This is a genomic window from Skermanella rosea, assembly GCF_016806835.2.
Taxonomy (GTDB): domain Bacteria; phylum Pseudomonadota; class Alphaproteobacteria; order Azospirillales; family Azospirillaceae; genus Skermanella; species Skermanella rosea.
This window is the reverse complement of the sequence record NZ_CP086111.1, coordinates 1792381-1805917: the sequence shown is the minus strand read 5'-3', so window position 1 is coordinate 1805917 and position 13537 is coordinate 1792381. Positions and strand designations below refer to the sequence as shown.

At 67.2% G+C, this 13537-nt stretch carries 9 protein-coding genes; 2 read left to right on the top strand and 7 right to left on the bottom strand.

Annotated features, from left to right (window positions below; all coding sequences use genetic code 11):
• Window position 1: 1 nt before the first annotated feature.
• Window positions 2-916, bottom strand: coding sequence for a CHAD domain-containing protein (locus tag JL101_RS08280; protein WP_203099184.1), 915 nt, complete (start codon window positions 914-916; stop codon window positions 2-4).
• A gap of 225 nt (window positions 917-1141) precedes the next feature.
• Here JL101_RS08280 and JL101_RS08275 point away from each other — a divergent pair, with 225 nt between their 5' ends.
• On the top strand, window positions 1142-1930 hold the full coding sequence (locus JL101_RS08275) for a metallophosphoesterase family protein (RefSeq protein WP_203099185.1): 789 nt from the start codon (window positions 1142-1144) through the stop codon (window positions 1928-1930).
• Between the two features lie 15 nt (window positions 1931-1945).
• Here the strand turns inward: JL101_RS08275 and JL101_RS08270 are convergent, their stop codons facing one another.
• Window positions 1946-2431 (bottom strand): YajQ family cyclic di-GMP-binding protein, encoded by a 486-nt coding sequence (locus JL101_RS08270; protein ID WP_203099186.1) that lies wholly within the window; start codon window positions 2429-2431, stop codon window positions 1946-1948.
• 153 nt (window positions 2432-2584) lie between these two features.
• Here JL101_RS08270 and JL101_RS08265 point away from each other — a divergent pair, with 153 nt between their 5' ends.
• A complete protein-coding gene (locus tag JL101_RS08265) occupies window positions 2585-2998 on the top strand; it encodes a hypothetical protein (RefSeq protein WP_203099187.1) in 414 nt (137 codons plus the stop codon).
• Here JL101_RS08265 and JL101_RS08260 read toward each other — a convergent pair.
• The 5 genes from JL101_RS08260 to JL101_RS08240 all read right to left on the bottom strand — a co-directional run bounded on the left by JL101_RS08260 (window position 2970) and on the right by JL101_RS08240 (window position 13379).
• Entirely contained in the window at window positions 2970-3620 is a 651-nt protein-coding gene (locus JL101_RS08260; protein WP_203099188.1) for an HAD hydrolase-like protein, read from the bottom strand. The genes JL101_RS08265 and JL101_RS08260 overlap by 29 nt on opposite strands.
• A gap of 59 nt (window positions 3621-3679) precedes the next feature.
• The gene (locus tag JL101_RS08255; protein WP_203099189.1) at window positions 3680-4225 is read right to left on the bottom strand and encodes a hypothetical protein; all 546 of its coding nucleotides are present in this window, start codon (window positions 4223-4225) and stop codon (window positions 3680-3682) included.
• Window positions 4222-11085, bottom strand: coding sequence for an FG-GAP-like repeat-containing protein (locus tag JL101_RS08250; protein ID WP_203099190.1), 6864 nt, complete (start codon window positions 11083-11085; stop codon window positions 4222-4224). Before JL101_RS08250 ends, JL101_RS08255 begins: the two co-directional genes overlap by 4 nt.
• Window positions 11086-11179: 94 nt before the next feature.
• Complete coding sequence (locus JL101_RS08245; RefSeq protein WP_203099191.1) at window positions 11180-12067, bottom strand: hypothetical protein; 888 nt, start codon at window positions 12065-12067, stop codon at window positions 11180-11182.
• A 541-nt stretch (window positions 12068-12608) separates the two neighbouring features.
• The gene (locus JL101_RS08240; protein WP_203099192.1) at window positions 12609-13379 is read right to left on the bottom strand and encodes a serine hydrolase domain-containing protein; all 771 of its coding nucleotides are present in this window, start codon (window positions 13377-13379) and stop codon (window positions 12609-12611) included.
• Window positions 13380-13537 lie beyond the last annotated feature (158 nt).

The window sequence follows — 13537 nt, the reverse complement described above, 5'->3', positions numbered from 1 at the left end:
CTCAAGCCGCGCGGCGGCCGGACTCCTCCTTCCACATGTCCCACCAGGTCTCGATCCGGTCCGTGAAGACCTTGGGCTTGTCGAGATAGAGCTTGGCGCCGAGGACTCGGCTCTCCGCCTGGAGGTCGGACCGCCGCTGGTCGATCAGGCCGGCCAGGGGCCGCACCAGGGTCGGCCCGCCGAAGCCCGGCTCGTCGGCCTCCAGCATGTCGCGCAGGACGGCGAGGTCGTGCTCGTCGCCCAGCAGGCTGCCCAGTTCGCCGAATTCCCCGGCGAGGGCGCCGACCGTGCCCGGCCACACCGGCGTCAACAATCTCAGGTGGTAGGACAGATACTTCGCCTGCTTGCGCCAGTCGTGGAAGTCATGGGCGCTCGGCGCGTCGCCCAGCCCTTCCAGGCGCTTCGCCCCGTCGCGGTAGACCTTGTGCAGGCCGGGCCGCAGCACCTTGAAGCCGGGGTTCCGCAGGGTCCAGGTCTCGACCCGCCCGCGCACCTCGCGCAGCATGCCGGCGACCTCCTCGGTGGTCCGCTCCTGCTCCAGATGCTCGGCCGAGGCCCGCTCGCACCGCTCCACCAGGACGCCCCGGACCTGCCCGAACCCGCCGGCGCCGTCGCTGCCCTGGCGTCCGACCAGCTTGTCCAGGGTCTCGACCATGACCGACGCGTCGCGCACCGCCGACAGCCGGCGCTGGGCATCGCGGAAGAAGCCGTTCTCCCGGACGTAGGCGTTGCCCAGACCGCCGCGGGCGAGCCGCAGCAGCGCCCGGACCTTCTTGCACCCCTTGCGGGCATTGTGCACCGCCTTGTGGCGCTCCTTGCCTCCGGTCAGGGCCGCCTCGGCCTTGTCGATCTGCTCCAGGGCGATGCGGCGGATTCCCTGGGGCACGGTCTCTTCCGGCGTAAAGCAGTACGCCATTCCTCGAATCTCCTCGATACGCGCTGGTGGCCCGGACTTTGCTGGACCGGTTCGGACAAGCAACAGGCGGAGCTTTCCTTCCTCTCGGTCGGCCCGATCGGTTTCCACGGTATCGGTAACGCTTTGGGGGATCGCCGCAGCCCCTCGACAAAGCTGGGCAAAACTCTTTCATAACCCTCGCACACGGACCCCCAAGCGCTTATTTCTGTGACAGAAGGGGGACTGATGAGCGTACCGGAAAGATCGAGCAACGTGGTGTTGAGTTTTCTGCGCAAGCGCCAGGATGTGGAACAGGTGGCGGCGACGGTGCCCAAGGGCATCCGCGTCTATGCCGTCGGCGACATCCACGGCCGCGCGGATCTCCTGATGCGCCTGCTTGACATGGTGGCCGACGACGCCAGGGCCTCGCCGGGGCCGGTCAACTACCTGGTCTTCCTCGGCGACTACGTGGACCGCGGCCTGCACTCCCGCCAGGTGATCGACCTGATGATCGGCGATCCGCCGCCGACCTTCGGGGCGGTGCATCTGCGCGGCAACCACGAGGCCGCCTTCCAGGAGTTCATGACCAGCCCGGCCGCGGGTCCGGGATGGTTCAAGTATGGCGGCCTGGCGACGCTGCACAGCTACGGCATCCAGATCCCCTCGGGCCTGACGCCCGAGGAGCGGATCTCCTTCGCCCAGCAGGAGATGCGGCGCGTGATCCCGCCGTCCCATGTCAGCTTCCTGAACCACCTGCGGCCCAGCCTGACCATCGGCGACTACTTCTTCACCCATGCCGGCGTGCGTCCGGGGGTTCCGCTGAACCGCCAGGACAAAGACGACATGATGTGGATCCGGGACGACTTCCTGAACTCGACCGCGGACCACGGCAAGATCGTGGTCCACGGCCACACCATTACCGACCTGCCGGAGATCCGCAGCAACCGCATCGGCATCGACACCGGGGCCTATGCCAGCGGCCACCTGACCTGCCTGGTGCTGGAGGGCGACCGCCGCCGCTTCCTGGCGACCTGACGCCGCCCAGCCGGCTCAGTCGCGGAAATTGATGTATTGCAGGGGCTGCTCGATCTTCAGCCCCTTGACCAGGGCGATGGCGGATTGCAGGTCGTCGATCTTCTTGCCGGTGACGCGCAGTTCGTCGCCCTGGATCGAGGCCTGGACCTTCATCTTGCTGTCCTTGATCGCCTTGGTGATCTGCTTGGCGAGATCCTTGTCGATCCCCTGCTTGACCGTGATCACCTGGCGCACCGTGTTGCCGGCCGCCTTCTCCGGCTTGCCGTAGTCGAGCGCGCCGGGATCGAGCTTGCGCCGGGTGAAGTGGACGACCAGCAGCTCGTGCATCTGCTTGAGCTTCAGGTCGTCGTCGGCCAGGACGGTCAGCTCGTTCTCCTTGCGCTCGATCGAGCAGTGCGACCCCTTGAAGTCGTAGCGCTGGCCGATCTCGCGGGTCACCCCGTCAAGGGCGTTGTCGACTTCGGCAATCTCAGTCTTGGAAACGATATCAAACGACGGCATGGCCCCACTCGTATTCTGGTGCTTCTGGAATCCGACCGGACCCTAGCACGCCGGACGGCAAAACCATACTGTGCGGAGTGTTGAAAGACCGCCGCCAGGGCACAGCTATTCTACCGATGTTCCGCCGGAAGGCCCCACCAGAGGAGACCAGGAATGCCCCATCTCGACCGCGACAGCTTCATCGCCCTGCTCAACCGCCTCGGCGATCCTGACGAGGCCGGGGTCCTGGCAAGCGCGCGAGAGATCGACCGGCGGGTCAAGGAAAGCGGGGTGAGCTGGAACGACCTGCTGGTTCCGCCGCCCGGAGCCGTCGACGACGACTACCACGGCGCCTTCACCGACGACGATCCCCTGGAGGTCGAACCGCCCCGGCGGCCCGGCGGCTATCCGGACGACCTGACCCTCATCGAGGAGCTCCTCGCCCACGACACGCTCTCGCCCGGCACCCGGCAGGAGCTGCTGGACTTCAAGTCCGACATCGCCGAGGGCGAGTTCACCGACATGGATTCCAAGTACCTGCGCGACCTCCACGCCCGCCTCAGCCGGCAGGCCCGCCGCTCCGCCTGACCAGGGCCGGCACGATCTCGCCGACCCGCTCGAAAAGCACCAGCGGCGCCTGGTCGGCCAGCACCGCGGGCGTGGCGTAGCCCCAGGCCACCGCGGCGAACGGGATGCCCCGGGCGCGGGCGGCTTCGGCGTCGCGGACCTCGTCGCCGATGCAGATCGCCTGTCCCGGCGCCACGCCGCCCTGCCGGAGCGCCGCCTTGAACCGGGTCCCCTTCCCGAAGATCGACGCGCCGCAGCCGTAATGGCCGATCAGCGCGGCGTTGTCAGGCCCCAGCACCCGCCTGACATTGGCTTCCGAGTTGGAGCTGACGACCGCCAGCCCGACGCCCGCAGCATTCAGGCCGCGCAGCATCTCCGGCACGCCGTCGAACAGCGGGATGCTCTCGATATCCGCCGCCATCAGCCCCTTCATATGCCTGGCGATCAGGGGGAGCTTCCAGACCGGAACTTCCAGGTGCCGCAGGATCTCCCGGTTGCCCAGTCCCCGCAAGGTCTCGAACTCCGCCGCATCCGGCGCCCTCAGCCGGTAGCGCTCCGCCACCTGGCTGAAGACGGACCGGAACCAGGGAAGGGAGTCGGCGAGGGTTCCATCGAAGTCGAAGATGGCGAGGCGGTACTTCATGAAGCGGATGTTTCCACGGGCGGCCGAAGGCGCATGTGGAACACGGGGACGGCCCCGGATCAAGTGCCGCCGATCGGCTCCCCCCAACGGGTCATGCCGGGCAGATGCGGATGGAGCGCCGGGCAGCTTGCTTCGGGAAAACGGGTCTTCAGGACCAGGTTGCAGCCGCACAGCTCGCAGATCGTCTGTTCCAGCCCGCCGGCCAGCCGATAGACCAGCAGGTCCGGCGGACGGGCGGCATGCTCGCACGCGGCGCAGGCATCGCGCCGCCGTCGCAGCGTCTCGTCGTCGACGGTCGCGAACAGGTCGCTTGCCCACAGGGCCAGCGCGTTGGCGGCCCGGCGGACCAGCTTCGCCTGCCTCGCCTGGGGCGACTTCGCCGCGATCTCCTCGACCTCCGGCGGTTCGTCGAGCAGCCTGCGCAGATGCCGCGGGTCGCCCTCGCGGGCGGCGAACAGGCTCTGCGCATAGGCCCCGTCGTAAAGCGCCGCCCGCAGGGCCGCGTCCGGCACGGGGCCGCCGAGGCCGAGCATGTCGCCGAACGCCCGCCGGTGATCGTCCCAGCCGGCTTCCGGCGTCTCTCCTCCGGGCGTCTCTCCGCTCATGATCCCGCCGCCCGGCGTACGGGCCGGAACCCGGCATCGCGGTACCGGACGCGCGGGCGTCGCGGCACCCCGGCCGCGGAGCGGCGGCGCCGGTAGGCGACCATCCGGATCAGGACACGAGTCTGGTTCGGCAAGCCCTTCAAGGCTTGGCCGATCGCGGACCCCAGGGACCTGTTCGAGCTGAAATCGATGTGCCGGACCGAGCTGAGATAGCTGCCGTTTCCGCCGCCCTGCTGAAACATCGCCATCGGGATCTCGTCCCGGTCGAGCTTGGGTTTCGTCGGAATGCCCTTGAGCGCGAACTTCCTCCTGACCTTCGCGCCGGTGCGCTCGACGGACCAGACCGGAACGCCTTTCTGGACCTCGATATAGTGCCTCATGTGCTCGGCCGCCTCGCCGTAGCCGGACTTGCTCACCGACAAGACGTGGTCGTAGTACAGCTTCTCCTTCATGCTCGTCTTGACGTTGAAGTAGCTCTTCGCCTTGGGCGCCGGCAGCGCCTCCAGGGTCAAGCCCCGGACGTTGCTGTTCGCCGCCGGGGCACCGGTCCCCTGCTTGGCCTTGCCAGCCGCCTTGTAGGCCTTCGGCTTACCGGCCACGGCGCAGGATTTCGCCGGTGCGTTGTGCGCCCAGAGCTTCAAGCCGGAGACGAAGTACGACTGGGTGCCGCTGACGGCGAAATTGTAGACGGGTTCCGGTCCGGAGACCGTCTCGACCCGCTCGACCGCCACCCCTCCGGCATCCAGCGTCGCCACGATGTCGCCAGCCGCGAGCGCGCCCGCCGGTGTCCAGCCCCTGCCCTCCACCCAGAACGGATGCTGGGCGGTGGTGCGGATCAGGGTGCCTCCGGCCTTCAGCCGGACGGCATCGTCAGCCATGCGCTCATAGGTGCGCAGGACGAGCCTGGGCTCGGCCGGCTCCCCCTCGACGCCCCGGGACAGCACGTAAGTGCCCGGCCGCACCTGCTCGACCGGCACGGTCCCCTCGGTGGTGGCGACCAGCGTTCCCGCGGAGAAGCTGGCGCACGGCCCCCGCCCCTCCCAGCCGCCTCCCTCCGGAGCATCGACGTCGGCGGCGCTCTCGAGCCTGGAGTAACCTCGGCCGGCCATCCGGCTGCCGGCCTCCGCCATCATCGCGCCGCCGCCGGCGAACACCCCCTCGGTCACGCCGCCCAGGACGGCGCCGGTCAAGGCCGCCATGGCGATGCCCTCCGGCGTTTCGTTGGCGATCCCCGCGTATGCCGCGTTCTCGGTGCCGCCCAGCAGCATGCCGCCCAGGATCGCGGGAGCCACCCCGGCCTCCGCGAACGCGGCGCCGACCTCGGCCCCGGCCGCCCCGATCACGGCGCCAGCGAACAGGCCCTCGTAAGTCTTGGCACTGTGCCAGTTCCAGTCCGCCGGATTGTAGCTGTGGTCGGCCGCCGAGCCGCCGAAATAGGCTCCCGCCGCCACTCCGACCGCCAGAACGACCATCTGGACGAACTCCCCGTCGGGATCGGTCAGCGACTGCGGATCGTTGGCGGCGTACAGGTAGGGACTGGAGAACTGCCGAGCCGGATCGGGCTTGGTGAACTGCCCCAGCTCGTCACTGTAGTAACGCGCGAGGAAGTAATAGAGGTCGGTGTTCTCGTCCAGCTCCTTCCCGCCGAACTTGAAGCGGAAGTTATCGGCCCCCGAGGTGACGGACGGGTCGATCGTCCCGAAAGGCCGGTAGCCGACCTGCGCGACCTCGGTGCCGGCGGCATCGGTCACCAGGAAGGTGCTGTCCACCTGGTCCCCGAAGGTGAAGTAGGTGCCGGGCGTCGGATAGCCACCGCCGGCCGATGCCGCGGCGGTCTCTCCCGCAGGCGTGACCTGCCGGGTAAGGGCGGCGAAGCGGCCTTCCGGGCCGGTCAGATAGCGGGTCTGGTAGACCTGCCCGCCCCGGCGCAGCTCCTCGAAATCGGTGGAGACGTAGACGTTCACCGTCCCATCCGGATCGGTCCTGACCAAGCGGCGCCCGCTCGCGTCGTAGGACGCCTGCGCGACCGTCGAATAGCCGGAGGTATCGCCGCAGGCGCCGTCCGCAGTGCCGTCGGTCCGGCCGCTGAGGACCGTCGCCAGGTTCGCCTCGGGATCGTACCGGTAGCACCAGGCCTGCTTGTCGAGGACGCGCGCCGTCATGGCCCCGCCGCCGTCGAACGCGGCCGTCAGCCCGTTGCTGGCGGAGGCGAGCCGGTTGGTGTTCGGCGTCCGGGCATAGGTCACGCCGTCCTTCAACGCGATATTGCCCGCGAGGTCGTAGGAGAAGGCGAAGGTGCCGCTGGAGCCCGCCGCCTGGCTGAGCCAGCCGGTGTCTTCGTAGGTATAGCCGGTGCTCCCGGTCGTGGCACCGTCGCGCTTCCGGGCGACCTGCGTGAGCTGGCCGAACGCGTTCCAGGTGAAGTCGGCGGAGAAGGCGTCCGTCGCGGCGCCGGACGCCAGCGAAAAGCTCTGGAGCCTGCCCATCCCCGTTTCATAGGGATAGAAGGCGTTGTTCGTCGTCAGGCCGTTGTTATAGGAGATCGACGTCGGCTGGTTCAGGGCGGTGTAGCCGGGATAGCTTCCATAAGTGGTGAACGCGGTCTCCCCGACATCCCGGAAAGCCACGGAAGAAATCCGCTGAAGGATATCGTAGGTGTTGCGGGTCACCGATCCGTCGGGGTGCGTCAAGTCGATCGGCTGGCCGAGCGGATCATAGCTGGTCGCCAGGGAAAAGGTCGAGCCCGCGAGGGTCAGGACTTCCGTACCGACGAGGCCGTAATCCGAGTAGCCGAACGTCTCGACCGAGTCCGGGCGGGTCACGGTCGTCAGCCGTCCCTTGCCGTTGGTGGACGCGGACTGATCGTAATCCAGCGTGGTGGTCAGCATGCTGCCGCCATCGGCAGATGCCACGGCCCGCGACGTGATCCGGCCGAGGCTGTCGTATGCCAGCGTCGTCCTGTTGCCCGAGCCATCGACCGAGCCGACCATCCGGCCGGCGTTGTCATAACTCCAGGTCTGCGAGCCGGCATCGGCGTCGGCCTGGGCGATCAGGTGGCCGAGCGAGTCATAGCTGTTCCGAGTCACGTTCCCGACCGGCCCGGTGGTGGAGGTCATGCGCCCGATCGGGTCGTAGCTGCTGGTCGTGACCGCCTGGTTGGGGTCCACCTGCTTCAGGAGGTTGCTGCGCGTGTCGAGCGTCGCCCGGCTCGTGCGGGCATCCGGCGTGCCGGCGGCGACCGTGACGGTCACCAGAAGCCCGCCCTGGTCGTAGGTGGATTCCGTCCGGGTCCCGTCGGGCAGGATCTCCAGGATCGGCCGGTTCAGGCTGTCGTACCCGACCTCCGCCCAACTGGGAGCGGCGTTCTGGAAACGCGGCGGCGACACCTTGTACGGACGGCCGGAGGTGTCGTACTGCGTGCCGGTGACGATCGACGTGTCGGTGGTCTCGCCTCCCTGGACGGTCTGCGTGGGCCGGTTCAACCCGTCGATATAGTCGCGCTGCCACGCCCAGGTGGCGGTGTCGCCGTTGGACCAGTCGCGCCGCCGCCGCGTCTCGGTGTAGATGCCGTCACCGTCCTGGCCGTAGGACACCGCCGACAATTGCACCGGATTGGAGCTGGCGCCGCTCCCGTCGGGACCATAGGACTTCACCTGCCGTCCCAAGCTGTCCAGCACGACCGAGAAGACCCTGCCGTTGGGGTCGGTCAGGGAGGTCTGGACACCGAACGCGGCATCGTAGGCCGTCGCCGTGACGAGCGGCCCGGCATTGGCGGTCGGGGGAGACGTGCTGGTCGCGGGGAAGGTCTGGTAATCGGCGTCGTACGTGATCGTGGTCGTGTTGCCCGCCGGGTCCGTCGTGGTGATCACGTTGCCGAAGCCGTCATAGGTCATCGCCGAGGTGACCCAGACGGCGTTGACATCGTCCCAGTCGGCCTGGGATGTCACGTTGTAGCGGGCGTCGTAGGCGATCCGCGCGAGGCTCAGGTCGGCCCCGGCGGTCCAGGCGGGTTCGCCCGTCGCCAGGAAATCGCGGCAGGAGCTTTCGCTTCCGGTGATCTTGGTCGCGGTCAGGTATCCGAGCCGCCACGCGACGGGATCGTTCTCGAAGGTCGAGCAGTCGTAGACCGCCTGTTCCGCCCTCGTCGGGTCCCCGAGGCTGGCATGAAGGACCAGGTTGCCGTAGCCGTCGTATTCGTAGTCGTCCTCGGTCGTGTAGGCCACGCCGCCATCCTGGAAGAAGGTGCGGACGGTCTTCCGGTTCAGCACCTGATAGACGCCGGGATAGGGCTCGATCGTGACCGGGGAATGTACGGTGGTCTGGAACAGCGCGCCCGATCCATCGTATCCGTCGGTCTGCGTTACGAAGCCCTGCTGCGGAAACTCCTGCGCCATCCGGTTCGTCATCCTGCGGCCGGTGGCCTCCTCGATGACCGTGAGCGTCTCGAACCCAAGCCACTGGCCCTGGTCGAGGTCGGTCATCAGGTTGGTGTATTCGTTCCGGTAGGTCGTCGACCACCCCTGGCCGTCGCGGCGCGTATAGGTCTTGACGACGTAAAGCGGGCTCTCGACGGTGAGGTCCGGGTAGGCGGTCACGGCGGTGCGGGTATAGACGCTCGGGTCCGTGATCGGACTATAGGTGATATCCACGCCGCCGCCGAGGCCGTTGGTGACCCCCGTGACCAGATCGTTGAACGGGGCCTTCCGCACCATGGCCGAGTCGATGCCGCTGTCCCGGCGGCAGAGCAGGTCGGCATAGCCGTCGCCGTTGAAGTCGCCCAGCCCGCCCGTCGATCCGCTGCCCGAGCAGGTGCCGGTGGCGACCACTCCCCCGGAAGAGTTGGTGGCGTCCTTGAGCTGGGTTCCGGTGGAGACCTTCACCGACTGCGTGCCGCTCTGGTCGCTGCACAGCAGATCGGGCAGCCCGTCGCCGTTGAAATCGTTCCAGCTTACAGACGCGGTGCTGCCGGCGCACCAGCCGGTCAGCAGCAGCCCGTCGGCCGACGCACCCGCCGGAGGCTTCACGGTGACCGCGGTGGAGAGCAGTATCCTGTGGCTGCCGTCGGTGCCCCGGCAATAGAGGTCGTCGTTGCCGTCCCGGTTGAAATCCACGGTGGACAGCGACTGTCCCGATCCGCCGCACCAGCCCGACACCACGGCTCCCGAGGCATCGTTGTTGGGGCTCTTCAACGCGGTGGAAGTCGAGTTGGCGACCTGGACCGAGATGTTCCCGCCCGGCGCCGCGCAGATCAGGTCGGCCTTGCCGTCATCGTTGAAATCGGCGGTGAGCCGGTGCGATGCCGAATTGGCGCACCAGCCGGTCAGGACGGTGCCGTTGGCATTGCCGTTCGGCGTCGAGACCGATTTCCCGTCGCTGATCATCGCCATCTGGGTGCCGCTGTCGCAACTGCACAGGAAATCGGCGCGCCCGTCATTGTCGAAGTTGCCGACCATCGCCCGGCAGGACGAGGCCGGGCACCATTGCGACCGGACCAGCCCGGTGGCCTGGTTGTTGACCGTGGACAGGTACTTGCCGTCCGATTTGAGCACGCTGATCGAACCGTCGGCGGTGATGCAGGCGGAGTCCGCCAGTTGGTCGCCGTTGAAATCCGGCCAGACGCTGGTGTCCTGCGACCCGGTACACCACTTGACCGACGTGAGCAGCCCGCTGGCCTGACTGTTCGGGGTCTTCAAATAGCTGCCGTCGGAAACGAGCGCGTACTGGGCGCCCGAAGCATCGACGCAGGTCGCGTCGAGCATGCCGTCGCCGTTGAAGTCCGACCAGGACCACCGGCCGCCGCTGCCCGCGCAGAACGCGTTCGAGTTCAGCTGCCCATCGGCGCGGTTGTTCGCCGACGCCACCTGGTTGGGAGAGTTCGACCAGGAGAACGCGGTCGCCGGCAGGCAATCCCCCGACCCGGAGCATTTCCGGACCGTCGAGACGATCGGCCGTCCCGTCGTTCCGGCGCCATAGGTCAGGGTGTAGGTCAGGACGGTGGCGCCGGACACTTCAGTCGTTATGGTCGTCAGGGTCTTATCCGTCTTGAACAGCAATCCTGCCTTGTACTTGTTCGGCCAACTGGACCGGTTCTGATAGGCGAAGACGATCTTGCGCTGGGCCTGCTGACCGGCGGCGTCGTTCCTCGTGTATTCGATCCGGTCGGGATAGCTCTGGTTCGTGTTCTGATTGAGCGTGTAGAAGAAGTCGATGGCGTTGCCGTTGAGATCGGCGATCGTCGCGACCTGCCAGGAATACTTCTCCGACCTGCCCGACAGCGGAAGGGCCGAATCCGCCGTCGTCCCGAAGCTCATGGTCCAGCCCTGCCGGGTCACCGCCGTGAACGAGCAGGGTCCGGTCCCGCAGGTGCCGGTGGCGGTCACCCGGGTCCAGGTCTGCGTCTGGGTCTGGTAGACCGAACCGGCGGCACCATATTCGCCGTCGCCCGAAACCTTGATCAGCCTCTGGCCGTCAAGGCAGAACCGGTCGTTCGAGTCGATGTTGACGGCACCGTCATAGCCGTCCACGGCCCTGTTGGCCGCGCACCGGGTGATCTGGGAAAGCCCGTCGAGCGAGAACCCCACGCCGAGCAACCCGTCCGGCGCCTGGCTGTCGTAGCGCAGGGTCAGGCTGGGCTCCACGCCGTTGGTCCCGGGCGGCACCTCGATGGGCATCGCATAGACGCCCGATCCGTTGGGGCTGACCGAGAAGGTGGCGTCGATGGTGCCGAAACCGTCGGCTGGCTGGTAGGACGCCGCCCGGGCGGAACCCGGACCTGCGATGGCGGCCACGAGGCCCAGGACGAAGACGATCGCCTGGAGCATCGTCGGCGGACGACGGAAGAGCGTGGAACGGACATCCATGGCGAACCTCGGCTGACGGGACTCGGGACGGCTGCGATCGGCGTCGCGGAGCGGCCCCGAAGGCGCCGCCCCGCTGCCCGGGACCCCGGAAAGATCAGGCCGCCTTGCCGTTGATGGTCATCCGCCCGGCGGTGCCGACCATGCCGTCCACGCCGGACGCGCCGACCGACGTGCCGGGATCGCCGGGGCTGCCGGCGCTGCCGCCCTTGCTGCCCGCACTGCCGGCGGCTCCCCCCTGGCCGACGCCGCCGGGTGTGCCCTGGTGACCGGCGAGGCCGCCCTGGTTCGAACCATTGACGGTGCTGGTGCCGTCGGCGGCGGTGTAGGTGATGGTCACCAGGTTTCCGTTGCCGCCGTTCCCTCCGTTGCCGGCCGCTCCGCCGTTCCCGCCGTCGCCGCCGTTGCCGCCGTCGCCGCCATGGGCCGTGACGGCGCAGCAGGTCTTGCCGTTGCCGCCGTTCCCGCCATTGCCGCCGTTCCCGCCATGGCCGCCGGGACCCCCGACATTGATGACGCTGATCGAACCGGAAACGGTGCCAAGGTTCAGCGTGACGTTCGGGGCATCGCCGCCGTTGCCGCCATTGCCGGGTTCGGTGCCGTTGCCGGCTTGGTTGCCGTTGCTGCCGACACCGCCGTTGGTCCCGCCGCGGCCGTAGTGCCCGACCGAGCAGCCGCCCCCGGTGCAGGAGGCGTTGGCTCCGTTCGAGCCGTTCACGCCGTTCGCGCCCGCGGTGCCATTGGCCCCGTCCACCCCGTCGGTACCGATGACCACGATGTCGTATTGGGAGGTGTATGGCTCGCCGGTCGTGGCGGAGGCGCTGGCGGAATAGACCTTGGTCAGCGTGTTGCACGAGAAGGTGCAGGGAATGCTGATGAGGATGTAGCCGCCGGCCTGCAGCGTGACGTTGTTGTATGCCGTGGCGACCGTCGAAGACGAGATGATGAGGGGCGTGGTCGAGGTGATCGTAATGTCCGAGGCCATGGAGAACTGTTCCTTCCGCTTGAGTCTTATTGTTTGACACGTGCAGAAATAACTCGAGCATACAGCCTTAAGTCCTGCTGCATAACCGAGTAACGTCGAATATCTCTGCCGCTCTCTGAGGGTTGATCATAAAATCAGAATGAACTGAATCAATTTTTACACAAGAACAAAATCTATTTTTTTGTTTTCAGATTTTTAATATTTAAACAATCGGAATAACATACGCATACAATTGTACATCAACATATTGATACTTCAGGGTGTTGGGCGGATGCCCGCATTAAAAGCCGGATCGGCAGTCGGTTTTAGTTCCGTGCGAACCGGATTCGGGCACGGGCCACGGAGAGGGTACGGTTCATCGGTCCCGAGACGATCCGGGGGAACTTGGATCTATGAGGCCGCTTCAGCGCCACGCGGCGATGGAGGTCATTCATGCCCCGGTGGCCGAATAGGACCCAAAGCTTAAGCTGCTGCCCCGGGGCCACCTGTTCGCAGCCGGAGCATCTTCGAGGAGCTGATGGTCTCCGTTGAGCAGGAAGGATCAGGGAACGCGCATCGCCGGCAGCACTATGTCACGGAGGACGGTCATCGGCGGGAGCCACTGGTCGGAGGTGCCGTAGTTGCCGGCGAAGACGGCCACCACCAGATCCAATCGTGGCAACAGGAATAGGCGCTGTCCGCCGTAACCGATGGCATTGACCATCTCCTCCCACCGTATCCCACCGGCGCCGTCGTCCATGGGAACGGCGCCCAGATACCAGTGATAGCCGTAGCGCCGGCCGTCCGGCAGGCCGACGGCGGGCCGGAACGAGGAGTTCAGCCATTCCTTCGGAACGACCACGCGCTCCTGCCAGCGACCGCCGTCGAGGACCGTCACGCCGATCCGAACCAGGTCACCGAGGGTCAATCGCAGTCCGGACGCGGCGAAAACCTCTCCGGACGCGCTGCGGTGCCACTCGGCTCGGCCGATGCCCAACGGTTCGAACAGCGCTTCGCGGGCGAAGTCCGGCAGGGAACGACCTGTTCCCTTGACGATGAGCCGCGCCAGCAGTGCCGTGGCACCCCCATTGTACCTCCAGCACTCGCCCGGGGAATGGATGACCGGCCGCTCCAGCACGAAGCGGTGGCGGTCGGCGGCTCGGTCCATGGCGATCTCGCTGTTGCGCGGGTCGGCGCAGGACAATGACAGCTCATCCCACTCAAGGCCGAGCGTCATGGTCAAGGCGTGCTCGACCCTCAGCGCCCGGCGTTCCGGGTCACCGGCAAGGTCCGGGAATTCGGGAAACTGGTCGATCAATACGGCGTCGGGCATCGTCGAGGCCGGGCCAGTAGCGTTCGCAGACGATGCGTCCGCCGCGCGCGGCGACAATCCCATGCACGTTGGGAAGGCAGCCTGCTTGGTGGGCCACGTCTATCCGCTCATCCAGATCTTCAGCGAATCCCAGATCTTGCAGCGCTGAAGCGCCCATC

What these genes read in the sequence shown, in the direction of transcription:
- JL101_RS08280 (WP_203099184.1), bottom strand. Translation starts at nt 916, where the DNA reads ATGGCGTACTGCTTTACGCCGGAAGAGACCGTGCCCCAGGGAATCCGC.
- JL101_RS08275 (WP_203099185.1), top strand. Translation starts at nt 1,142, where the DNA reads ATGAGCGTACCGGAAAGATCGAGCAACGTGGTGTTGAGTTTTCTGCGC.
- JL101_RS08270 (WP_203099186.1), bottom strand. Translation starts at nt 2,431, where the DNA reads ATGCCGTCGTTTGATATCGTTTCCAAGACTGAGATTGCCGAAGTCGAC.
- JL101_RS08265 (WP_203099187.1), top strand. Translation starts at nt 2,585, where the DNA reads ATGCCCCATCTCGACCGCGACAGCTTCATCGCCCTGCTCAACCGCCTC.
- JL101_RS08260 (WP_203099188.1), bottom strand. Translation starts at nt 3,620, where the DNA reads ATGAAGTACCGCCTCGCCATCTTCGACTTCGATGGAACCCTCGCCGAC.
- JL101_RS08255 (WP_203099189.1), bottom strand. Translation starts at nt 4,225, where the DNA reads ATGAGCGGAGAGACGCCCGGAGGAGAGACGCCGGAAGCCGGCTGGGAC.
- JL101_RS08250 (WP_203099190.1), bottom strand. Translation starts at nt 11,085, where the DNA reads ATGGATGTCCGTTCCACGCTCTTCCGTCGTCCGCCGACGATGCTCCAG.
- JL101_RS08245 (WP_203099191.1), bottom strand. Translation starts at nt 12,067, where the DNA reads ATGGCCTCGGACATTACGATCACCTCGACCACGCCCCTCATCATCTCG.
- JL101_RS08240 (WP_203099192.1), bottom strand. Translation starts at nt 13,379, where the DNA reads ATGCCCGACGCCGTATTGATCGACCAGTTTCCCGAATTCCCGGACCTT.